This window comes from Methanosarcina sp. Kolksee, assembly GCF_000969945.1.
Lineage (GTDB): Archaea > Halobacteriota > Methanosarcinia > Methanosarcinales > Methanosarcinaceae > Methanosarcina > Methanosarcina vacuolata.
Genome location: NZ_CP009524.1, coordinates 358,312 through 381,033, shown reverse-complemented (window position 1 = coordinate 381,033; position 22,722 = coordinate 358,312). Strand labels below are relative to the sequence as shown.

The following is a 22,722-nucleotide window of genomic DNA, read 5'->3' as shown; positions in this document are numbered from 1 at the left end:
ACCGTCAGAGTTTAAGTCCGAAATTCCCTGTGTCAATCCAGTTCATTGAGATAAGAGACCAGAAATCCACTGCGAACTTACTCAGGACATATTCATAGGGTAGCCAGCCATATCCCTGATCTCCCCACCCTGTCCCCCAGGAGTTGCGAATCAGGAGGGCACCAGTGGTTTCCTGGTTGCTGAGAGTGTTTTTAATTTTTAGATCATCGTCATATCCGACAGCAACGACTGCATGACCCCATATTGCCTGTTCTTTGGGGCCTGGGAAAGGGATTCCGCCTTTTACATCTGTATCGTTGAAAGAGGGAAAACCAAAGAAACCAAACATTGAAGGTATTCCTGCTGCAAGGTACTTTTTCACGCTAAAAAGAACATCTGAAGGCAGGATGTTCATACCCTGCGGGTCGTGGCAGAAGTACTTAAGGGCCTCAAAATCGTCGGCAAGCGAATATACAAAATTCGAAGGTTCTTCATCAAAGGTCGGTTCCCCTGCCGGGCCCGGGATTTTCCTGTCAGTATAAGGGTGATATTTTTCAGGAGGAACCCCGCAAAGAACAAGAGCTGCCATAGTATCTCGAAGCCAGGCTCCGGTGTCTCCCTTAACGCCCATCAGGTTTCTTGTCGTCTTATAAACAAAAAGCCTTGACCCTTCAATGTGCTTTCCAAAAGCCCGCCTCTGGAAGTATTCAATCACTCCTACGCCTGCGTGGGCAGTACAGGAACCCAGATCCATCTGGTTTTCAACCGGCGAACACCAGCTTCTAAGGTCTACCGATGCGTGCAGCTCAGAAGCTTTAGATTTCTTTTTGAAAGACAGAAGCCCGAGTTTTTTTGTTATTTCAGGAATTTGGGCATCTTCTTCTGTTGTTCCTTCTGTGTAATCTCTCAAGTCCGGCAATGGAGGAAGCCAACCAGTTGAAAAAGTTTCCCCAGTCTCCGGAATCTTCACCTTTTCAAAAGCAGCTGCTATACCAATCATTTCATTTACCCCACTCACTTAGAGAATAATATTTTTTATCCATTATGACAATTTACCTACACATAATTATTATTTTATTTACATTATTTAAAACATTTATTACTTGTGTTTTAATCTTAAAGTTAGTATATTTTCCATGCCTTCCTGATTCTCGCAAAGAAAGCAAAGCACTTTCGAACAATCAAGACTATTTACTCAAGCAAGTAGCTTCGAAGTAACAGCGAGATTCATCCTAATAATGTCCAGCGCGAGTCCGTAATTGATGTGATCAAGAGTATCATTAGCAGTATGGACATTGAGATTTGAGCTGTCAGTTCCCTCAATCGTGAGAACCGCGGGAATAAGTTCACTGATAAAAGGTACGTGGTCGCTTCCGAATGAACTTTCGGATGTCTGGACAATCAGGGATGTGTATGTGGCAGCGGCTCCTGCAAGTTCTTCCATTAAAGTCCGGGAAACTGGATCACCCTCAAGCAGGACAGCTTTCGATGCGGTATTTAAGGTCGCGATCATATCCATATTGATAACTGCACTAATACGGATGCGCTCATTTTTTGACAACCCGCTGACATACTGTTTACTCCCATGAAGTCCCTCCTCTTCTCCTCCAAAAAGGATAAGTCGCAGGTCATTTTTTGCAGGACGCTCAGCAAGCACGCGTGCAATCTCCAGAACTCCTGCAGCACCGCTTGCATTGTCGTCTGCACCTGGAGCAGGTGCATCCACTCCACCTTTGATGTTAATTGAATCCAGGTGAGCAGTAACAAGCACCAGTTTACAGGACCCACTTTCACTACCTGGTCGATCTGCCACGATATTATAGCTATTGCCGTCTCCAATATTGATTGGATACAGTTTTACCTGGTAACCAAAGCTTTGCAACTGATCTGCAGCCCATTTTGCTGCACTGGTAAATTGAGAGCTTAAGGAATGGCGAGTCAGGAAATTCACCAGCGAAGTCAGATAAGAACTATAGGTAGATTGTGATACAACATCGACATTTGCCTGTACTCTGGAAACTGCCGCTCTTACTTCCGGTTTTATTATATCCATAATCACGCTGTCCATTTCCAGAGGGCGTATCGTCCACCAATCATTTTCACGTTTAGAGAAACGGCTTAATTCTTCAGGAAGCAAATCGGCCACCAGGTAACGGCCTTTTTCCACGATTATCCGAACTTCAGGATGTTCATCCTGGAATGCCCTTCCAGTCTGGATAACAAGATAAAACTGGCCTTCCAATTTGCGACCTTCTGCCTGGTCGAGACTCATGCCTGCCTCTATGGCTTTATTGGCGAAAGTGTCCCATTCTTTAGAAACTGTCCATACTACATTTTTATCTCCCAGACGAGCCCAGTGCGCTCCGAAGTTCCTTGCAGATTCTTCAACACTGCGTTTTTCGCTTGAATCCGAGAGTACTATATATCTCCCCATAATTTCACCTCGAACACGAATCATGAAGATTCTGGCAATTTCCGCACCTTCAATACTTCTGAATCACATTGAAGGATCTCTATGACTGTAGAAGGTCGAGTACTCTCTTCAAAAGACACACTTACACGCCCAGAACCCTCTATCTTCCAGTGTCCATTAATTCCACGAGTGGCATCAGTAGGACCAATTTCCCAGGAGATAAACACTCCATCTGGCCTGAACTCAATACCACCTCGACCGCGCGCTAGTGGAAAATCATACTCAACTGGCCTATAAACAGTTATTCCATTCGTATCTTCTTCAAAGGAATGTATCCATTTTCGGAAGATCTCGTCAGGTAATTCGGTCATAGCCTGTCCTTTATATATACCATACAAAATCAAAAGTTAGCAGTAACCTCATCCATTTATTCAGAACATTTACTGACTGGTTCCATTTTGAGTTGTTTCATTGTGACACAGGACAAAATTGATACAGAGGAAGAAAACGGCAAGGTATTCCTTCCTCAGGCAATGATACTTTTATCTTCCTCAGAGATACTTCACCTTGGCATAGGCATTTTACCTTCAGATGATGCTCTCTTGACCTCTGCTTTTTGCGCCGCAGTAAGGAATGATGACCGTGACCCTTCAAGACATGCATTTACACGAACTGCCTGGCCCTGTGTGAACATAACCATGCATCTGTCATCAACGTAGTCCATGTAATTCATGAACATATCACCATTAGGCCCGTTGTTACAACTAATATGTGGAAATGCCGGAACGCCAATGTTTTCATTTGCCTGGTTTGGAGTATCATCAACTTGATCCGAGCGTGAACATGGGTCTTCAAAACTCAATTCATCACCCCATATATGATATAGGTCTAACCAGTGGCCTATTTCGTGGGTAGCTGTCCTCCCTTCGTTAAATGGTGGTCTGGCAGTTCCAGTGGTACCAAATCCTGTGTAAGTAATAACAACACCGTCTGTTTCAGCTGGCCCTCCTGGAAACTGTGCGTAACCCAGAAGACCCCCGCCAAGCTTACATACCCACATATTCAGATAAAGGTCAGCCGGCCATGCATCCTCACCGCCAGAAGATTTGGATTTAACTTTGTCATCGACAGTGAAAGATGTCACTGAGGTTTGAGTGCGAGTTATTCCTGAAGTCGGATGCCCATCTGGATCTTTCGTTGCGAGAGAAAATTCAATTCCCAGGTCTGCCGTAAGATTGCTCCAGACAGAAGGAACCTGCGATATGTCTGAATTCGACTTGCGGAAGTCTTTATTAAGGACATCTATCTGGCTCTGGATCTGGGCATCAGAAATATCCTCTTCTTCTTTATTCCATACAACATGAACGACCACAGGAATCTGGACAATCCCGGTCCGAGATACCGCTCGAAGCCCTCGTTTATATGCAAGAGCCAGATTTTCAATTTGATCGCGATTTCTGGCATATGATTCAGATTCCGCTAACAACCTGTGATGAACTTCCATCGCTCCGCATCTACGTTGGGTTGGTGCTTCCGAAGACTCTTCCCTTATCTCCTTATTTTCAAATTTCTTAGCCATGTGTATACATCCCCCTACTCAATTTTACTACCACTCAGTGATTTATTGGAACATTGAATATTATATTTTATATGTAATAATAATATGGGCATATCGCCTGAAATAAATATGCCATCCAAAATTCCTAGAATGAACGAGCGATCAAGAATTATGATTATCTGTTGCCCTGTTACGGATAATGTTACGGATAATATTACGTATTTTGACATCCGGAAAAGAATTTTGAACATTCTGAATTTAATCCTGTAGTTGAATTTAATACGGTAGTTAAATTCAATACGGCAGTTTAGTTTAACAATTAAAAATAAAGTAGATTTCCGGAGTATTTAGTTAATTTAATGAATAATATAAATATAATATAATAATAACCGAATTTAAGATCCTTAATAGTACTCAGGAACATTAAAACCTCTTTCAAAAGCCTTTCATTTCATTTTCAGGTTTTTCGCAAAAAAAGAAAGCTCAGGCCCTCATTAGATAAATCTCTCTTGTACCCAATTAATACATCAATTTCATCTTTTTGCAATATTTTGTTTTGAGAAATAACTTACACTTGAATCAAATCCATGGAAAACCTTTGTATATATTGTAAGCTGTTTCTATATTATGGCTAATGTTCCATAGGATGGTAATTAATGACAATTGGTGAAACGGCAAGTACAGTGATGCATTCTTCATATGCCACATTTGAAAAGAATAAGAACACAAATGAATATACTGAAGAATATATTACAAATTCAATAGAAGAATGCGATCTTTTAATGGAAGATGCATTGAGTAAACTCAGCGATGTCATAGAAGCTCTTTCACGAGATTACTTCAAAGAAGAGAAAGATCAAATGTCAGTAACCGATGCTACAGCAATGCTTTCTCTTCGGAATGAATTTATCCGTGAGTTATCTGAAGCAAGAAATTACCTGATTGCAGAACTTGTAGGCTATCGAAAGTACATCAACGAGATGTCGAAAGAAGTAGATACTATAACGGAAACATTCTGATGAAACAGTCCAATGAAAGTCAGTAAGGCCAAGACAGGAGCATTACAACATATTATATTATTGTAAAGTGGGGGAAAACGTAGACAGCTTTCTGAAGGAACAGAGTTGCCCTGGAATCAACAACTTGGTTTATAAATCGATATTTCCGTTACTTAATGGTCTATAAAGACAGGTTCTGAACCAAAAACAAACAGCTGCCGGAGGGGCTCGAACCCTCGGGACTGCTGATTACAAATAATCCACTACACATATAAGCAATAAAGGTAAATGCGCAGGAAAAAATAAGCAGACTGAAAATGGCGATCAAGATTAATTATTTTTCATTAAAGAGCTTTTCTCTAGATATTAAGGTTTAACTTTTAACAGTCCCATCTGACAATTTAAAACTGATGAATGAAATTGGGGGTGTTTCGGATAGATCCCCCAAATTCTCCACATGAACTACCCCTAAGATAAAGACTCAGGGGTTTTACGCTTCGTCATATAAATCAAACAAACATGGTGAAAGCCACGTAAGTTATTATTACCATGCTTACGCTGTATTTCAGGCCCAGATACGCCGAGCCCTGCCCCATCTTCCCGGCAACAATCCCGGAAGTGAAAGCCTGCACCAGGGCGGAGTGGAACATAAGCATACTGTACTCTTCGACGTTAAAATATCCGCCGATTCCCCCCATTCCCTGTGAAGAGGTGGAAAAAGAAGCCGTTTGTGGAAAGAAGTTAGTAGCAAGGATATAAACTATGAAAAGGAATACGAAAAAGGCTACATAGATTGTAATAACGTAGACTACCATTGCTGATGAGCGCTCTTTTTTCATATCCTCGTCATTTCTAACCTGTCTAGCAGTAATCGAGAGTACGTTTTTAAGGTCACTTGTTGATTCATTTGCTTTTACCAGAATGTGAAGGATTCGACTTGAAGAAGGTGTTCTGATGCTGTTTTCAAGGTTCAGAAGGGCTTTAGAGGTGGAAGTGCCCCAGGAAAGGTCTTCTTTTAACTTTTTAAGTTCTTTACTGAGGATCCCCATTTTGGATTCAGCAATTATTTTTAAGGAGTTGGCAAGCATAATCCCCGATTCATTCATGCTGGAAAGGCTTTTCAAAAAATCAGGCATTTTCTCGTCGATTTTGCGCATCCTCCAGGCCTTTATTTCGTAAAAAATTATAAAAGGAATAAGGGCAACGACAATAAAGATGACAAAATAATCATCAACAGCAGTAACTAGCTTTATAGCACTGTCAGTGACATGGTCAAAACTTATGTTCAGATGATGAAAACTAGAAAATAGGCTGTTTCTAAGGTTTCTTGGAAGTTGGGTAAGATAGTACAATCCGAGCGGAACTCCGAAGAAAAACGTGTATCTTGGCTCATTCCGGATAGTCCTGTAAGGGTTAAGCACCATGTCTTTTAGCCTGTGAAGCTCCCTGTACAGCATGTACATCTTTTTTCTTTTTTCCTCCACCTCTTCAGTAAGTCCGGAGTCGATTTCCGGGATATCGGAAAGGTTTATTGTAAAACTTCGAATATCACCTTTTTTCGGATCAATGGAGAGTTCTCCCACAGTATCGAGAAGTACTAAATAGAGCAGGGTTGCGAGAGGTAATATTATATAAATAAGCATGTAAAGGATCTGAGCTGAAGCCGGCCGGAAAAACTGTAGCACAACAAGGGTTACCATTACGAAAAGAGGGCCTGCAACAAGAGCCGTCACGTAGATTTCGGCAAGTACATCTAGTCTCTGTAATAGGTTTCTATTCGCCATTTCGGCCAGACCCTGATATTGTTCGGACTTATTTTTGATATATTCGGTTATGGTTCCACTGCTTGAAACAATAATCAATCCATCAACAAAGTCTTTGAAAATTTCAGAAGGAGTACGTTCCTTGGCAATTTTAAGGGAAGTTATGAAATCTTTTCCCAGGTAGTCCATATCTCTTACAACGTAGGAGATTTCTTCCGCAGTTGCCCCAAATATATAGCTGTACCTGCTCAAAGACCGGAAAACATCATAAATTGACATGCCTCCTTTTGTCAGAGCATACATGTAAGTTATTGCCGGAAGCATGGATTTATCGATAGATGCTTGCCGGTTATTTGCCTGGAAATAAGGATAGATATATGCCACGAGAAATACGGCAAAAAAACTTACAAGAAACAGTATTAGGCCAACTAGAAGCGCAAGAGGATATACATATTCACCTGCAATGTCGGCACGTCCAGGGTCTACAAAAAGGCTAAGTCGGGAAACCGGATTCCCAAAGATTTTTAGTCCCAGCCATAAGCCAAAGATTCCTGAAGTAATTCCTACAATTACGGAGTACATGAAGGTAGAAGCCAGATATTGGTCTACTGACATCGAGATATGAGAATGACGTATTTTTACCTTTAAATCCTGAAAATATTCTTTATTTTTATAGAAAAAGTCCCCATAAAATAGGTATGCTAATTCATCCAGAATATTATAAGTCATATTCCCCCTCTTAAGCAACCATATTCCTGTACAGAAACCGTTAAGTGCAACCGTTGACCCGCAACCGTTGACCCGCAACCGTTGACCCGCAACCGTTGCGCCGGTTGATCACGCCGACCACTTTGTTGCTTGGTTTTTCGGTCAAGCCTTTTTTGAAAAGGGTTGTGATCACGCCTACTATGTCGTTACTGGAGTTTTCGCTCAAGCCTTTTTTTAAAAGGCTTGCGGGCAAGCAGTTATTTTAAAAGGCTTATTCTTAAGCAGCTATACTTTGTATCATACTCTCCAGAGTATCGTTTTCTATAGCTTCCATAACCATCTTTGGATGAGTCTGGTATGCCTGAACTACAATGGACACCTGAACATAGTTCCTTATGCTTTTTTCGTACATATAAGCCAGAATTTTTCTCCGATTTTCCATCTCGTTTCTCAACTGACTGGTATCCCATCCTCTTACATTCATAATTTCCTGCAGGATATGAGAATCTCCTACCTTAGTGAAGCAGTCCTCTAAAGGTTCCCAGTTAAAAAGCTCATTTATACCCAGATCTCCTGTTTCAGGATCGACATTCAGGACTTCTACAAGACTTCGAGTTCGTCTAACTCTTTTTTCTTCTATGTACACTTGCTCCTGAATACAGAGCACATTCAGAGACTGCAGCATGACGTGAGGCACGTTTATTGGCTCGTGGGTAAGTCTGTTTACAACGGTCTGTACATCTCCTGCGTGCATTGTTGAGCTTGTTGCATGTCCTGTTGACATTGCCTGGAAAAGAGTCAGAGCTTCACTGCCTCTCACTTCACCCACAATAATATAATCTGGGCGCTGTCTGAGAGCAGCTCTCAAAAGGTCGTACATGGTAATTTCTCCCGAAGAGTCTGCAGCAAAACCCTCTCTTGCAACCCCGGAAACCCAGTTATTGTGGTAGAGTAAGAGTTCCCTTGTATCTTCTATCGATACTATCTTCGTTGTAGAAGGCATGAACAGGGATGTAGCATTCAGTATAGACGTTTTTCCTGACGCCGTCCCCCCCGCAAAAAGCATGTTGTGGCCGTTTTCGATGACCATCCAGAAATATACAAGCATGTCAAGGTCACACGTCTTATAGCCAAGCAGGTCTATAGGAGTCATTGGATCTTTTCTGAACTTACGGATAGTAAAAGAACTACCTCTGGGAGTAATCTCTCTTCCTAGAACAGCCTGAAGTCTGGAACCGTCCTGAATTGTTGCATCCACAATTGGCTGGCTTACAGAAACGTGTTTATTGTTCAACTGGCACATCTTGATTACAAGAGCATCAAGTTCCTCTTCTTCAAAAGTAATATTACATTCAACATTGAGATATCTGTTATGATAAACATAGAGAGGGACTCCCACTCCATCACATGAAATATCTTCTATATAAGGATCATAAAGGAGAGGATCGATTTTCTCGTAGCCTAGCAGGTTTCTTTTAAGATAGTATATAATTTTTAGAAGTGTGGCTTTCGAAATGTCAGCTTTATAACGTTCAAGAAGAAAGAGGGCTCTATCTACCAGAAATGCATCCTTTTCGGATTTGGAATGCGTAGACCCAAGAATCAGGATATCTTGAAAATCTTCATATATTCTTTCAAGAAGCTCCTTATCAAATTTTGTCAGAGAAGGTTCAATAAGCCTGTAATATGTTGATCTACGGTCTTCCAGGATCGATACAAAAGAGTAAGGTTCCTGAAGCCAGTATCTTTCGAGTTCTTTTAACCCGTCAGGCACTATAAAATCTACAAGAGGTCCTTCTTTTTCCGGGTCATAAGCTGGTAGAGTCCTCAAAGGCTTATCAAAGTAGCTTCTAGCCTTTTTTACGACCTCAGCTATGGAGTTGGAGTTACTTTTTTTCCCCAATAACCCCGAAATACACTTATTCTTCGCTATCTTTCCTTTTACATCATTCAAACTCTCGCCCTCAGGTTTCTTCTTAGGTCATATAAGAAGAACATCTTATAAAAACTTTACATGTTAAGATGAGCCCTGGTAACCGGTAAGGTATCCAGATCAAAATTTCCTAACGCAGCATGCTGTTTTTCTTGATGCAAAACCATTTTCACGAGAATTCGGCTTGCTTATTTTCCTTAAGAAGTTTAATAAGTACTTACAATTTAGGAATTGGTCGTGTCCTTGAGTTTCCAAAATAGATTTCTCATAAATATAGAGATTGAATAAAGATTGTCCTAATTATGGAATGAAAATCAAAGGAATATAGTCCTTAAAGAAAGATACGGTAAAAATAACTATGAACTTCTTAAATGTAAAACCTGCAAGCATTACTTTAGTGAAACCAGAGGTACAGCATTTTTTGGACTCGACATTCCTCAGAAAAAAAGTTTTAAGAACCTGGAATGATTCCTGAAAATTGACTCTGGAAATAGAAAATGGTTCCAAAAAACTCCATCAGTGGCCGAAAAAATAGCTGATCACATGTAGAGTTTAAAGGAAATTATTAACATTCAGAATTCCGGTTCAGTAACTTAGAGACGCAACCCGGTCACGTAAGCATGCAAGAATTATAAGGCTGGAAATTCATTGTTTTTTAGCAACTAAATAGATTCTTTTAAACTTTAAGTTAATCATTCCTGAATTATCTGCCTGTTCTTGAAGAGCTTCTTTAACTAATTCACGAAAAGCACTAATATAATCATCTGTCAAAGTTACTGTGTAAAACGATTGGTTCAAGTAACCGTTTTCGGCTCCTGATTGATATATTTTATACGCCTGTTCAACAGAAAAGAGAGTTGACTCTTCACGAAGTTCGCTATAAATTATATCAAATCCAGGATTTCTAAAAAGTTGCTCGTATTCGTCCTTGCTGTCAAAGAAAAACCATGGACTTTTAAAGTGATTAAATACCTCTCGTGTATATGGATGCATACGGATTTTTTCTATTGCTGAAATAAAGTTAGGGCAATAAGATTGAGTAGCCGGAGCCTGTATCCCTATTCTACCTCCTTCCTTAAGCACATTAAAACAACGCATTAATACTTGTTCTGGTTTTTGAAACCACTGAAAACACGAGTTACACACAATAACATCAAATTTTGTATTTAGCTCAAAACTTTCAGCATCCATGACAGAATATTTTAAGTTGGGAAGCTCTTTGTTGGAACTTACTGCCTGTTCTATCATACCTTGAGAGACATCGATGCCCAGTACAGTTCCTTTTGTAATTTGTGCAATTTTTTTCGTGATATGACCTGGTCCACAGCCTATATCAAGTATATCTTCTTCAGGTTGAATTGATAATAAATTCAAGAGAACTTCAGAGGCTGACTTTTGAACCAGTGCATTATCTGCATATGTAAAAGCCTTGGAATTAAAATTAACTTCTGACATAGTTTTAATCACTTTCCTCAATCAGTGTTTATATTATTTAGGACTTGCGTGGTTGAACCGGAAAATCGATATGCTTTTACCCTTCAACTATCTAAAACGCATATTTTACATCAATGTCTTTTGTGCTTGATTTTGCACCCCAGGTGCCCTGCAGTCCGATTATTATTCCAAAATAAAATTTACTGGTATACAAATTCAAGCAACGGTAGATTATATTCATCAATTTCAATTATCGATAACAAGAAAGATGAACCTGAAAGATTTCCTTATCTAATGGCTTTTGAGACTATCCGATAAATTTTCTTGAAGAATAGCAATCTTGAAAATTCTGTATTGATTAAGCCATATTACTACAATTCAGCCCTCTTGAGCAAAGCGGAGCGAGCGAAAAGGGCACCGTCCTCCCGAGACGGGACTCGGGTGACGGAACGCGGGTGACGGAACGCGGGTGACAGAACGCGGGAATTTAAGAAACCAATGCCTTAAGCCCTGCAACTGCATTTACCAGTATATCTACTTCTTCTTCGGTATTATAAAGTGCAAAAGAAGCTCTTACAGTGCTGTCTACATTCAGGAAGCGAATAGTTGGGATTGCACAGTGATGCCCACTCCTGACACAGATTTTCCTTGTCTGGTCAAGGATCAGTGCAACATCATGGGCATGAAGCCCTTTTACATTAAAAGGTACTATCCCTGCCCTGTCTTCAGGCCCATATACCTCTACATGCTCAAGTTCGGAGAGCCTTTTTGCAGCTTCCCTGGACAACTTTATTTCATGTGCCTCGATTTCCGGTACCCCTATTTTTTCTACATATTCAACTGCTCTTCCCAAGCCTATAACTCCAGGGATATTAGGAGTGCCGGCTTCAAAACAGGCTGGAGAAGGCTCCAGCACGTAAGTACATCCCTCAACATCCGAAACCGTACCGCCCCCCACTGAAGCGCTATCGAGCACATCCGGTTCTTTGATATAGAGGACACCAGTGCCCTGCGGCCCAAGCAAGCCTTTATGTCCGGCAGTCGCAAAAAAATCACAGTTCAGGTCTTTAAGGCTGACCGGCATATGTCCTGCAGACTGAGCCCCGTCAACCAGGACTTTTATACCGTATCGGTGGGCAAGTTTAGTAATGGTTTTTACATCCTGGACAGAACCGAAGACATTTGAAATATGATTTATGGCCACCAATCTGGTTTTTTCAGTAAAGGCTTTTTCTATCGAAGAGACATCGATTTTTCCATTACTGTCCGGACTTACAACCGTAACATTTACTCCTTTTTTCTGCAGGCGCAGCCAGGGCAGGAGATTAGAATGGTGTTCGAGAACGGTTGTAACGATATGGTCTCCAGCCTCCCATGGGTAACTGTTTGCAATAAGATTGATTCCTTCAGTGGTATTTTTCGTAAGAACGGTCTTTGAAGGCTCAGAATTAAGAAAATGCGCAACTGTTTCCCTTGCATCTTCATAGCGGTTTGTAGCCTCCCTGGCCAGACGATGAGCACCTCTCCCGTGATTTCCAGCATACCTGTAAAAGTACTCTACCATAGCTTCAACTGCAGGTATCGGAGTCTGAGTAGTTGCCGTACTGTCAAGGTACACGACTTCTTTAAGAACAGGGAAATCTTCACGGACCGCATATACGTCGTACATGCTTCTTTTGTAGGAACGAGAAATAAAAAAAGGTTTTGCAGGTTATTTACCCTGCACCCCGCCTATCATAAAGCGGTAAAGGTCTAGTTCATCTGAGTCCAGGTTGTCGGTACAGCCTTTTACAACGGCATGATAACCATTTTCCTGGTGCTTACGTCCATATTCTTTTCTTTTTCTGTGTTCGTGCATTAATTCACTCATAAAATTTCCTCCTGTCTCTTCAAAACCTGCGCTTAAATGTGGGTCATAGTAGTCCTTGCGGATTTGAGGGCCATGCAATTCAGGTTAAAGTTTTCAGCCTTTTCGGGAGCGGCAATTGAATGCAGGTTAGAATTTCCAGTCCCTTCAGGGAAATTCAATCAACGTCATTCTCTAAATCCCTGTGGACAAACTCCTGCAATAAGGTCCAGAACCTCAATTGTTCAGGATAAAACCTGAAAGCGGGCCAGAATTCTATTTCCTATGGGCTAAAAACCCCATGACAGCGCAGCATGCGTTGTTCTCCACAACAAGTATTAATTGTCAATCGTAATATATATTGATTCCGGAATTTCTTTTAGATACGCTTGAAATTTTTTTAATTGAGTTAAATTTTTTGATTAAACGATTGGAATAACCCCCAATATTCAACCTTTAAAAAAATTAGTATGTATTTATTTTTTAGCTTCCAAATTTGCCATAAGCCCAGAGAGGTGAGCCGGAATCGCCCCTATGGCAGTACAGGTCTCAAGAGAAAGCCCTTTGCAGGTAATGTCAAGATGGTATTTTCCTCTCTCGAAAAGCTCTTTTGGAAGCCCTTTGTGCCCGAGCCCTACAAGAAACAGAAATGAACGGTTTCGAAGAGCTTCTTCGGCAATCTTTATGGGCAGAACCTGTCTTTTGGGATCAGGTTTTGAGGTAGTGATTACGATTTCCCCAAACTGGGAAGCAAACCCTTTTTTTGGAAGATCGGATACTGACAGGTGGTTTTTTTCATAAAGGATTTTGAGATAACTTCCCGATTCTCCTATTGTGGTTTTTTCCATCACATAAGCTACCAGTTCTTCTGCGGTCATCTTGAAAGGAAAATCGTAAAGAGCGAGGTGGAATCCAAAAGCATGGCAGATCGGAGCAGCTCTTGCTATTGCCCGATAATGCGCATCTAGAACTTTGATTTTATCGTAGGTATTTACTATCCCAAGGGTGAGCATAAGGTGCTTCATTATTCTTTTTCGTAAAATAATGTTTCGTCAACTTTTATTGATTTTTCTTAAGTTTTTCGGGTTTAATAACTCCTTGAACAGTCAGTTACTTAGACCGCATTTAAAATAATGACCTTCAAATAGATAAAAGGGAATAAAGCTCCTGTTCTTCAGTTTGATATTTTACTGTTTAATTCACAGCAAAACAAAAAACAGAAGTTTGTCAGCGTAACCTAATAACTCTGAATAATTTTATTATAGTTCTGTATTTAAGATTTCAGAGGTTTCCTGTAAAAAATGATTATAGATTCCACAGTAGTTTTTATCCAATGTTTTTGTACATGTGTAAGAATCATCTTTATACCCAGCACACCTCGATCTGTATTCACATTTATTATGAAGCAGATTTGTTGTCCCAACAGCTATGTTAAAAAATTTCATAATTAATATATACTTTTTACATATTTAAATTTATCAAACCGTATCAGGATATGGAACATCTCTTCTCAAGCGGTCTCAAAACTCAAGCCATTTTTACTACAGATTAACCTTATAGTCAAATATAATATCTCAATTGTAGAATTGAGTTTATATTTGAGACAGTCTATATGATAATTTTCACTTTATTATGTATCGGTTTTACGACTCTATCCTAAAATCTGTTTTATACTGAATCATCAAGAATTTTCAGGCTCATTTTCCATGATCATATATTCGACTAACTGTTCCAAATTTGAGGTTCAAAAATCAAATTGTGAGTTTCGATATAGATTCATGTATAAATGTCCCACTTATTTTTATATGTTGCATTGTGATATATTTTTTAATATAATATGCTCATTTGGTATGAAAGTGCTCTCAAGTACTTTCATTTTTGGGGCATGTTATTCGAAGAATATCATATATGTTTTTTGGAGAATTTGATATTTCGCCTGCTACTGGTATACTATCACTAGAAAACTGAAAAATATCAAAAATTTTTTGATTAAAATTCTAACTATTTGTAGTGATTAGTAACCTTAGTTCCGCATTTTTAAGCACATAAATCTCGCTTGATATCGATACATGTGCTTAAACTTAAGCACATTATATACAAGGTAAAAATATCTAAATCGCAATCATATGACCCCGCAGAGATACAGAAAAGCACATATGCGCCTAAAAAAGCGGAAGTTAGGTTAGTAAGTGAATGTAAAAGTCCTTGTATAAAATACCTTGAAATCTTTAAATACTAGATATCTTGACATCAAAATAAGGAGAAAATAGAGAACATCTCAATTAGCTTAAAATAAATTAAAGAATTGGATTTAAGATCAATTAGTGAAAAGTTGTTAAAAAACTATTAAATCTGACAAAAGGATTACTTTCGCCTTTTTTGCCAGATTTTATCGACAATCATACATATCCTTTTAACCTTGATCTTTTTTCGTTTTTCAATTTAAGGGTTTATTTGCTTTCAGAGTAGATACCGGGTCTTGTATTTGTTGTCACTTTTATGTAATTTGTTTTTGTTACAGTACTGCTGCCTGCCGCGTTGCTTACTGTAAGTGTAATCTTGTATTTTCCTTCCTGTAAATACTGATGTTTTGGATTTTGCTGAGTTGAAGTCTTTCCGTCTCCAAAACTCCATTTCCATTTAGTTGGTATTCCCGTACTTTTATCAGTAAAAGCAACGGTTAATGATGCTTTTCCGGAGGTTGGGTTTGCCGAAAATGCAGCAACCGGCTTTGTTACAATTTTTATATAATCTTTTTTTGTTACCGTGTTACTGCCTTTATCATTTGTTGCTGTAAGTTTAACAGTATAACTACCTACTTTGGAATACTTATGAGTTGGGTTCTGCTTGGTTGAAGTAGTTCCGTCTCCAAAATCCCATTTCCATTTAGTCGGTGAGCCTGTACTTTTGTCGGTAAAACAAACATTCAATGGCGCTTTTCCTGAGGTTGGGGATGCAGAGAATGCAGCAACCGGAAGGCTTGAACCTAGAGTAGCCATGTAGATATCAGGGATATCACCATTGCGATAATCAATCCACACTATCCTGTCACCGTAGATTGCAGGGCGACACTGCCCTGATTTATTAGTAGTGATCTGAGTTTCCGTGGAAGTAGAAAGGTCATACATGTAGATATCGTCATTAATGCCTTCATTATTGCGCCCATCCTGCCATACTATCCTGTCCCCGTAGATTGCAGGACTAACTTGCCATGATTCATTTGTAGTGATCTGAGTTTCCTTAGAAGTGGAAATGTTGTACATGTAAATATCGTAGTTTCCATTGCGAGTATCTTCCCAAACGACCCTATCTTCATATATAGCAGGGTACGCGTGATGTCCTTCATCGCTGGTTATTTGGGTTTCAGTGCAGGTGGGAATATCGTACATGTAGATATCCCAGTTTCCATTACGACGATCCTGCCACACTATCTTGTTGCCATAAATAGCTGGACGTAACTGATCGGATTCGTCGGTGGTGATCTGAGTTTCTTTACTAGTGGAAAGATCATACATGTAGATATCTTGGTTTCCGTTACGATCATCTTCCCACACTATCCTGTTTTCGTAGATAGCAGGACTGAACTGCGTTGATCCGGTAATGACTATCGGAGTTTCTGTGGAAGTGGAGAGGTTGTACACGTAAATATCGTAATCCCCATTGCGCCCATCCGCCCACACTACTTTGTCACTGTAAATCGCGGGTTCGTACTGATCTGATTTATTATTAGTGACCCGACTTTTCTTGGATGTAGATAAGTCATAAATATAGACATAGTCATAGTCGTTGCGCTCATCTGTCCACGCGATAATATCTCCATAGATAACAGGGAAGTCACCAACTGATTGATTTGCGACTACTAGAGTTTCAGTGATCGTGAACGAAGCATTTTGTTCAGGAGATGCCGACGCCATGGATAATGCAAGCATCAAAAACAAAATCATAGCTGTTGAAGCTAAGGCTATTGAATACGCTTTTTCTCTCTTTTTCACTTTTCCTTCCTCTTTTCCATTCCTTTTAGTGTAAACTGTTCTCCGCAATTGTCGAAACCAAGCATTTCTAGCATTGATTTTGCTTTCAATTGGCTAGCGTCGCTGGAAAAACTGGAAAATGTAAAAAATTTCTTGCTTAAGATCCCCACTATTTGCAATAGTTATCAAATGAATGTTAAGTCTTTATATAAAATACCTTGTAAATTTTTAATATTATATATGTTGACACAAAAAATAAGAGAATGGCTGAGACTGTCTCAAAAGAACTTAAAGAAGTTAAAAAGCTGGATTTTAAGATCAATATTGAAAATTGTAAAAAAGAATTTTCAAATCTGACAAAATGATTACTTTTGCCTTTTTTGTCAGATTTGATCGATATTCCTACCTAACCCTTAGACCTAATCTTTTTGCTCACTTTTCAGTTTAAAATATTCATCTTTTGGAAACCGTAATGTATCCAGAAATAGTTTTGGTATTACTGCCTTTTGCATTCTTTACTGTTAAGCTGACAGTATATTTTCCGGCTTTATTATATTTGTGTGCAGGACTTTTTGCTGTTGAATACGTTCCATCTCCGAAACTCCATTTCCAGGAAGTCGGACTATTGGCACTTTTATCAGTAAACTGCACCTTCAGTGGGGCTTTTCCTGATCGAGGAGAAGCTGAAAAAGCAGCAACCGGCGCTTTCAACGCATTTACAACAATATAGTTCTTTATTGTTTTCGTGTTGCTTCCTGCAGCATTCTTTACTGTTAAGCTGACAGTATATTTTCCGGCTTTACTGTATGTGTATGAAGGATTCTTGGATGTCGAAGTTTTTCCATCTCCAAAGCTCCATTTCCACGAAGTTGGGGAGCCTGTACTTTTGTCAGTAAATTTTACTTTCAGTGGAGCGTTTCCTGAGGTTGGAGATGCAGAAAATGCAGCAACTGGAGAGGTTGAAAGAGTACCCATGTAAATATCAGCATTTCCATTGCGCATATCTGTCCATACTATCCTGTCGCCGTAGATATCGGGATAGTACTGGTCTGATTTATCAGTAGTATGACTTTCCTGGCGAGTGGCTAAATCGTACACATAGATATCCCAATTTCCATTGCGATCATCCTCCCAGACTATCCTGTCACCGTAGATTTTTGGAGAATATGAAGCTGATGGATTGGTGGTTATTCTTTTTTCCTTTTTAGTGGAAATGTCGTACATGTATATATCGGCGTTTCCATTGCGGGCATCCTGCCATACAATCTTGTTACCATAGATTGCAGGAGAGTTTGCGAGTCCGTTATTGGTAATTTGAGTTTGCTTTTTAGTAGAGAGATCGTACATGTAGATATCGCTATATCCAGCGTTATCGTTTACCCACACAACCCTGTTACCATATATATCAGGAGAATATGCTTGGGCAGCTATCATTTGTTCCTTTTTAGTGGAAATGTCATACATGAAAATATTGTAACCTTCGTAATCTTCACCCGGATAACCTGTCCAGACAATCTTGTTACCGTAAATTGCAGGATCCCAGTTATCTACTTTATTATTAATTATACGAGTTTGTTTTTTAGTAGAAAGATCTTCCAGATAGATCTCAGTCTTTCCGTTACGCGTATCTGTCCACACAATATTATTACTGTAGATATCTGGAGAATACTGATCTGATTTATTGAGAGTAGAGGTTTCCTTTTTAGTAGAAAGATCATATATGTAAATATCCCAGTTTCCATTACGATTATCATACCACGCAATTTTGTTACCATAGATAACAGGTGAATACTGCTCTGCTGCATTGGTGGTGATACGCTTTTCAGTGATCTTGGGTGCGGCAGCAGGTTGTATAGATTCATTGGCTGTATCGCTTTCTTCGGTAGATAACTCATCGGACAGAATCTGGTCATCTGAGGGATCCCCTGCTCCACTGCTGATCTCCGGTGGAGCAACGGTTCGCTGATTTTGTTCAGGAGACGCCGATGCTGCAGTTGAAATAAAAAGCAAAAATAAAATTAGAAATGTTGAAGCTAAAGCTATTGAATACACTTTTTCTTTCTTTTTCATTTGTCTTTTCTCTCCCATCTTTTTCATTTATTTTAGTGCTTATTATCCCCCAGAATTGTCGAAATCGAGTACTGATAAATCTGTCATTGATTTTACTTGCAACTGGTCACTATTGCTAGACAATCCGGAGAACATTGAGTACTTATTGAGCTGAGCCCACAACTCAAAATTACTTTTTTAGATTGCATTTTGTAAGTGAGCCAATCCCAAAACTCAAAATTGCGTATCTGAATTTTCAAAAACCAAATGACCAATCGAGTTTCCAATCGTGAAAAGGTTCTGAAATTTTTGATATGATAAATAAAATTAGTTTTGGGACGAGCTCAGTAACTAATCGAGCTTTGAGATTTTTGGGTTCCAATCGTAATTTTCACACCCGATTGAATTCCAAATATTACAACTTATAAACATCTATATAATTTGTATTACCAAAGTATCTAACAATTAGCACTTTATGCTCAGTTCCAAAATCTAGTGTTATGGCAACTTAATTATCGAACATAATTTTTGATAGCTTTTCATCAAAAGATATCTATTCAGATTTAACATAAGAACAATAACTAAATTTTCAAAACACTAGTGATTTTTGTATATTTTTATGGTGCTTTTTTAACTCTCAGCCAAGCGTTTTAATCCCTTTTTATAATTAATAAAGAAAGCTATAACTGTCCCGACATAAAATACCGTTGAAATCTTTTTCATTCCGTCTGAAATCGTCAAAATTATGTACTAACCCGGCAACAGTTAACTTATCAATTTAAAATTCCGAATATGAAAAAAAACTCTTGTTTTCTCGAGTTGTCTAACAGAAAATATGGATATTGTGTCCGGAAAATCTGGAGTGAAGGCTTAACAATTGAGTTGGAAGTTTATCACTTATAAGAATACTTCATTGCATGCTGTGTACACTTTTCAAAATGCTCACAATTTTCACAATCTTTCCAGAGGGATAACTTTTCAGAATTTTCTACTTTTTTAAAATCTAGTTTTTCAAAAAAGATGGGAGCAGTTGTCCTGACATACAAGTCGCAGCATGAGTCCCCAGTAGTTGTTAGAAGATGCTTAACAAGCCTGGTTCCAACACCTTTTCCCCGGAAGTTCGGATGGACTGCAATAGAATGAATCTCCAGAAAATTTTTACCGTGGAATTCGGATTTTATAAGGGCAGCACATCCTGTAATTTTTCCATCGATTTCAGCCAGCACAAAATCTTCCGGTGCAAGTCCTTCCATGTCAAGAAAGTAAGTTGACAGGAGCCTCTGAATCGCTAGCAGGTCAGAATTTCTGGCTTTTCGAATGCAGATCTCTCTCATAATTTCCCTTGTTTTCCTTAGTTGTTTTCTTGTAGTCAGACTTTCTTCATCTGGCAGTCAGGCTTTCTTCATATGGGAGTCAGACTTTCGTCATCTGGTAGTCAGGCTTTCTCCATCTGGTAGTCAGGCTTTTTTCATATGGTAGTCAGACTTTCTTCAAGGTATAAGGTTCATCCATGCTCCCGCTCCGAAAACCCTCAAGATCAAGAGTTACGTAGTCAAAGCCCAGGGATTTCAAATGACGTGAAATTTTATCTCTTTTCCGCAAAGCATCTTCAAATTCATTTTGAATAACTTCTATCCTGGCTAAATTTTCGTGCATCCTGACTCTAAACTGAGTAAAACCCAGGGAAAAAAGAAATTCTTCAGCTTTTTCGATTTTCTGGAGAGCCTCTTCCGTGATTGGTTGTCCGTAAGGAATTCGGGTGGCAAGGCAGGCTGCAGACGGCCTGCTGGCTGCTGAAAGAGAAAGTTCAGAAGCGAACTCCCTGATTTCTTCTTTTGTCACGTTAAAGTCCACAAAAGGAGAAAAGACCATTTTTCCGGCTTCCTGGACCGCCCTGTATCCCGGACGGTTTTCCCCGTGTATTTCAGAGGAATTAGTGCCCTCAAGTACAGCATTATATCCCGATTTTTCCGCGAAATCCAGCAGGGCTTCAAGCAGCGCTTTTTTACAGAAATAGCACCTGTTTAGTGTATTTGCGGAAAAATAAGGAAGGCTCAACTGAGAGAAAGAGAGTAGTTTGTGCTCAATTCCGATCTCACAGGCTGTCTTGACAGCTATTTCAAGTTGTGTCCTTGGAAAAAGTGGAGAATTTATGGTTACGGCAAGAGCTCTTTCTCCAAGTACCTCAAAAGCAAGGGCTGCAAGAGTAGCACTGTCTACCCCTCCTGAAAATGCAATGACTGCACTTTCTCTGGCTTTTATAGCTTCCTTTATCAGTTCTATCTTTTCACTGGCCATTAATAACGGGTTTTTAGCTAATAAGATATATGTATTTGCCAGCCCTATAATCAGGCTATTTGAAACAGCCGACAGAGAGGATTTATGGATTCACTAATGCATACTATTTTTAAGTTTGAGGATCTTCTCAAAATAGAGGTATTTTGAAATCATTGCAATGTTTTTATTACCAGAGCTTTGTTCCATATCAGAGCTCTATTTATTATAATAATTCAAAGTAAAGAGCAGATTTGCCTGAACGACAGAATTTTTATTCAAATTACAAAGACGGAGATCTTACATGGCATTATTCGGAACTAATGGTGTACGTGGTATCGCCAATGAATATATAAATCCAGAACTGGCAGTCAATTTAGCCAGAAGCCTTGGTACATATATGGGTTCAAAAGGCACGGTTGCTATAGGCTGTGATACCCGGATTTCAGGTCAGATGCTGAAGTCTGCCGCAATTGCCGGGGCTCTTTCAACAGGTCTGAATGTAATTGACGTGGGAACTCTCCCTACTCCTTCTATTCAATACTATGTGCGTGATTATGCCGATGCAGGAATCGTTATTACTGCGTCTCACAACCCAAGACAATATAACGGAATCAAATTAATTGCTGGAGATGGTACGGAGTTTCCCAGGGATGGAGAAAGAGATATCGAAAAAATTTACTTATCTGGAAAATATTCCATTGTATCCTGGGAGAAAACCGGCAGTTTCAGAGTCGATCCAGGAGTCAATGACTATTATATCAGAAATATTATTAACGCAGTGGATGCCGAAAAGATTCGCAGCCGCAAACTCAAAGTAGTCATTGATACAGGTTCCGGAGCAGGTTCGCTTACTCTCCCCTTTCTGCTCAGAGAACTGGGCTGCAATGTGCTGACTCTTGGAGCTCAGCCCGATGGGACCTTCCCCTGGCGAAATCCCGAACCCACTCCCGATGCTTTAACCGAGCTCTCCGAACTTGTGAAAATGACCGGGGCCGATCTCGGAGCAGCTCACGACGGGGATGCAGATAGAATAGTCTTTATGGATGAAAATGGCGAGTTCTTAAATGAAGAAGTTCTGCTTGCCATGATGGCAAAATATATGCTTGAACGCGAAAAAGGGCCTATAGTAACTCCTGTTAGCTCCTCACAGCGGATGGCTGATGTAGCAAAAGAAGAAGGAGTCGAACTTTACTGGACAGCAGTTGGCTCCATCAACGTCGCCAGAAAGATGATGGAAGTAAATGCAGTATTCGGAGGAGAGGGCAATGGAGGCCTTATTTTCCCCAGGCATCAGTATTGCAGGGATGGAGCAATGGCCTGTGCCAAAATCCTTGAAATCCTGGCTGATGGGAAAAAGCTTTCCGAGCTTGCTAAGAGTGTACCTCAGTACTTCAACGCAAAAACCAAAGTTCCCTCTGTAAACACGCAGGCCACAATGGAAAGAGTAAAATATGAAGCTTCAGGCCTCGGGCTTAAGATGGACACCATCGACGGGGTCAAAATCCGATACGAAGATGGCTGGGTCCTTATCCGCCCCTCGGGCACGGAACCGATTTTCCGAATCTTTGCCGAAGCAAAGAAGCAAGAACGAGCTGAAGAACTCATGCAGGAAGGCCTGCAAATGGTCATAAGAGCAGAAAAAGCTTCAACTCCCAAATAAGTCCCGAATCTCTCCTGGGGCTTCCACTCAAACATTTTTTCAAAATGGTTGTCCCACAACCGTTGCGCCGGTTGATCACGCCGATAGGGTTTGGGGATAAGGTTCTCAAACCCAAATGTTGGCCCGTGGTTTT

17 protein-coding genes are annotated in these 22,722 nt (G+C 39.8%); 3 read left to right on the top strand and 14 right to left on the bottom strand.

Annotated elements, in window-relative coordinates:
* Window positions 1-4: 4 nt before the first annotated feature.
* The 4 genes from MSKOL_RS01725 to MSKOL_RS01710 all read right to left on the bottom strand — a co-directional run bounded on the left by MSKOL_RS01725 (window position 5) and on the right by MSKOL_RS01710 (window position 3,971).
* Window positions 5-979, bottom strand: coding sequence for a C1 family peptidase (locus MSKOL_RS01725; RefSeq protein ID WP_048153359.1), 975 nt, complete (start codon window positions 977-979; stop codon window positions 5-7).
* A gap of 195 nt (window positions 980-1,174) precedes the next feature.
* Window positions 1,175-2,413 carry a M28 family metallopeptidase gene (locus tag MSKOL_RS01720; protein ID WP_231592355.1) on the bottom strand — a complete coding sequence of 413 codons (1,239 nt, stop codon included), beginning with the start codon at window positions 2,411-2,413 and terminating at the stop codon, window positions 1,175-1,177.
* Window positions 2,414-2,433: 20 nt separating this feature from the next.
* The gene (locus MSKOL_RS20600; RefSeq protein WP_197078805.1) at window positions 2,434-2,763 is read right to left on the bottom strand and encodes a hypothetical protein; all 330 of its coding nucleotides are present in this window, start codon (window positions 2,761-2,763) and stop codon (window positions 2,434-2,436) included.
* Window positions 2,764-2,954: 191 nt separating this feature from the next.
* Entirely contained in the window at window positions 2,955-3,971 is a 1,017-nt protein-coding gene (locus MSKOL_RS01710) for a zinc metalloprotease (RefSeq protein WP_048153358.1), read from the bottom strand.
* A 635-nt stretch (window positions 3,972-4,606) separates the two neighbouring features.
* Here MSKOL_RS01710 and MSKOL_RS01705 point away from each other — a divergent pair.
* On the top strand, window positions 4,607-4,969 hold the full coding sequence (locus tag MSKOL_RS01705) for a hypothetical protein (RefSeq protein ID WP_048117296.1): 363 nt from the start codon (window positions 4,607-4,609) through the stop codon (window positions 4,967-4,969).
* Window positions 4,970-5,457: 488 nt separating this feature from the next.
* Here the strand turns inward: MSKOL_RS01705 and MSKOL_RS01700 are convergent, their stop codons facing one another.
* The 5 genes from MSKOL_RS01700 to MSKOL_RS19685 all read right to left on the bottom strand — a co-directional run bounded on the left by MSKOL_RS01700 (window position 5,458) and on the right by MSKOL_RS19685 (window position 12,656).
* Complete coding sequence (locus MSKOL_RS01700; RefSeq protein ID WP_048153357.1) at window positions 5,458-7,440, bottom strand: type II secretion system F family protein; 1,983 nt, start codon at window positions 7,438-7,440, stop codon at window positions 5,458-5,460.
* 256 nt (window positions 7,441-7,696) lie between these two features.
* The gene (locus tag MSKOL_RS01695; protein WP_048153356.1) at window positions 7,697-9,373 is read right to left on the bottom strand and encodes a type II/IV secretion system ATPase subunit; all 1,677 of its coding nucleotides are present in this window, start codon (window positions 9,371-9,373) and stop codon (window positions 7,697-7,699) included.
* Window positions 9,374-9,997: 624 nt separating this feature from the next.
* Window positions 9,998-10,807: a trans-aconitate 2-methyltransferase gene (locus MSKOL_RS01685; RefSeq protein WP_048117284.1), complete on the bottom strand. Its 810-nt coding sequence runs from the start codon at window positions 10,805-10,807 to the stop codon at window positions 9,998-10,000.
* Window positions 10,808-11,273: 466 nt separating this feature from the next.
* Window positions 11,274-12,455, bottom strand: a complete 1,182-nt coding sequence (locus tag MSKOL_RS01680) for a cysteine desulfurase (protein WP_048153355.1) — start codon at window positions 12,453-12,455, stop codon at window positions 11,274-11,276.
* 42 nt (window positions 12,456-12,497) lie between these two features.
* Window positions 12,498-12,656 carry a hypothetical protein gene (locus MSKOL_RS19685; protein ID WP_156150929.1) on the bottom strand — a complete coding sequence of 53 codons (159 nt, stop codon included), beginning with the start codon at window positions 12,654-12,656 and terminating at the stop codon, window positions 12,498-12,500.
* A gap of 36 nt (window positions 12,657-12,692) precedes the next feature.
* Between MSKOL_RS19685 and MSKOL_RS19680 the strand changes: the two genes are divergently transcribed.
* Window positions 12,693-12,893 (top strand): hypothetical protein, encoded by a 201-nt coding sequence (locus MSKOL_RS19680; RefSeq protein ID WP_156150928.1) that lies wholly within the window; start codon window positions 12,693-12,695, stop codon window positions 12,891-12,893.
* 215 nt (window positions 12,894-13,108) lie between these two features.
* Here the strand turns inward: MSKOL_RS19680 and MSKOL_RS01675 are convergent, their stop codons facing one another.
* From MSKOL_RS01675 to larE, 5 genes are all read right to left on the bottom strand, one after another.
* Entirely contained in the window at window positions 13,109-13,657 is a 549-nt protein-coding gene (locus tag MSKOL_RS01675; protein ID WP_082091006.1) for a DUF531 domain-containing protein, read from the bottom strand.
* A 1,425-nt stretch (window positions 13,658-15,082) separates the two neighbouring features.
* Window positions 15,083-16,624, bottom strand: a complete 1,542-nt coding sequence (locus MSKOL_RS01670; protein ID WP_082091205.1) for a PKD domain-containing protein — start codon at window positions 16,622-16,624, stop codon at window positions 15,083-15,085.
* 432 nt (window positions 16,625-17,056) lie between these two features.
* Window positions 17,057-18,673 carry a PKD domain-containing protein gene (locus tag MSKOL_RS01665; protein ID WP_048158086.1) on the bottom strand — a complete coding sequence of 539 codons (1,617 nt, stop codon included), beginning with the start codon at window positions 18,671-18,673 and terminating at the stop codon, window positions 17,057-17,059.
* Window positions 18,674-19,545: 872 nt separating this feature from the next.
* Window positions 19,546-19,986: a GNAT family N-acetyltransferase gene (locus tag MSKOL_RS01660; RefSeq protein ID WP_048153354.1), complete on the bottom strand. Its 441-nt coding sequence runs from the start codon at window positions 19,984-19,986 to the stop codon at window positions 19,546-19,548.
* 145 nt (window positions 19,987-20,131) lie between these two features.
* On the bottom strand, window positions 20,132-20,950 hold the full coding sequence (larE, locus tag MSKOL_RS01655) for an ATP-dependent sacrificial sulfur transferase LarE (RefSeq protein ID WP_048153353.1): 819 nt from the start codon (window positions 20,948-20,950) through the stop codon (window positions 20,132-20,134).
* A gap of 280 nt (window positions 20,951-21,230) precedes the next feature.
* Here larE and glmM point away from each other — a divergent pair, with 280 nt between their 5' ends.
* Window positions 21,231-22,589, top strand: coding sequence for a phosphoglucosamine mutase (gene glmM / locus MSKOL_RS01650; protein WP_048153352.1), 1,359 nt, complete (start codon window positions 21,231-21,233; stop codon window positions 22,587-22,589).
* Window positions 22,590-22,722 lie beyond the last annotated feature (133 nt).

What these genes read in the sequence shown, in the direction of transcription:
- MSKOL_RS01725 (WP_048153359.1), bottom strand. Translation starts at nt 979, where the DNA reads ATGATTGGTATAGCAGCTGCTTTTGAAAAGGTGAAGATTCCGGAGACT.
- MSKOL_RS19680 (WP_156150928.1), top strand. Translation starts at nt 12,693, where the DNA reads ATGTGGGTCATAGTAGTCCTTGCGGATTTGAGGGCCATGCAATTCAGG.
- MSKOL_RS01700 (WP_048153357.1), bottom strand. Translation starts at nt 7,440, where the DNA reads ATGACTTATAATATTCTGGATGAATTAGCATACCTATTTTATGGGGAC.
- MSKOL_RS01705 (WP_048117296.1), top strand. Translation starts at nt 4,607, where the DNA reads ATGACAATTGGTGAAACGGCAAGTACAGTGATGCATTCTTCATATGCC.
- MSKOL_RS01720 (WP_231592355.1), bottom strand. Translation starts at nt 2,413, where the DNA reads ATGGGGAGATATATAGTACTCTCGGATTCAAGCGAAAAACGCAGTGTT.
- glmM (WP_048153352.1), top strand. Translation starts at nt 21,231, where the DNA reads ATGGCATTATTCGGAACTAATGGTGTACGTGGTATCGCCAATGAATAT.
- MSKOL_RS20600 (WP_197078805.1), bottom strand. Translation starts at nt 2,763, where the DNA reads ATGACCGAATTACCTGACGAGATCTTCCGAAAATGGATACATTCCTTT.
- MSKOL_RS01675 (WP_082091006.1), bottom strand. Translation starts at nt 13,657, where the DNA reads ATGAAGCACCTTATGCTCACCCTTGGGATAGTAAATACCTACGATAAA.
- MSKOL_RS01680 (WP_048153355.1), bottom strand. Translation starts at nt 12,455, where the DNA reads ATGTACGACGTATATGCGGTCCGTGAAGATTTCCCTGTTCTTAAAGAA.
- larE (WP_048153353.1), bottom strand. Translation starts at nt 20,950, where the DNA reads ATGGCCAGTGAAAAGATAGAACTGATAAAGGAAGCTATAAAAGCCAGA.
- MSKOL_RS01685 (WP_048117284.1), bottom strand. Translation starts at nt 10,807, where the DNA reads ATGTCAGAAGTTAATTTTAATTCCAAGGCTTTTACATATGCAGATAAT.
- MSKOL_RS01710 (WP_048153358.1), bottom strand. Translation starts at nt 3,971, where the DNA reads ATGGCTAAGAAATTTGAAAATAAGGAGATAAGGGAAGAGTCTTCGGAA.
- MSKOL_RS01665 (WP_048158086.1), bottom strand. Translation starts at nt 18,673, where the DNA reads ATGAAAAAGAAAGAAAAAGTGTATTCAATAGCTTTAGCTTCAACATTT.
- MSKOL_RS19685 (WP_156150929.1), bottom strand. Translation starts at nt 12,656, where the DNA reads ATGAGTGAATTAATGCACGAACACAGAAAAAGAAAAGAATATGGACGT.
- MSKOL_RS01660 (WP_048153354.1), bottom strand. Translation starts at nt 19,986, where the DNA reads ATGAGAGAGATCTGCATTCGAAAAGCCAGAAATTCTGACCTGCTAGCG.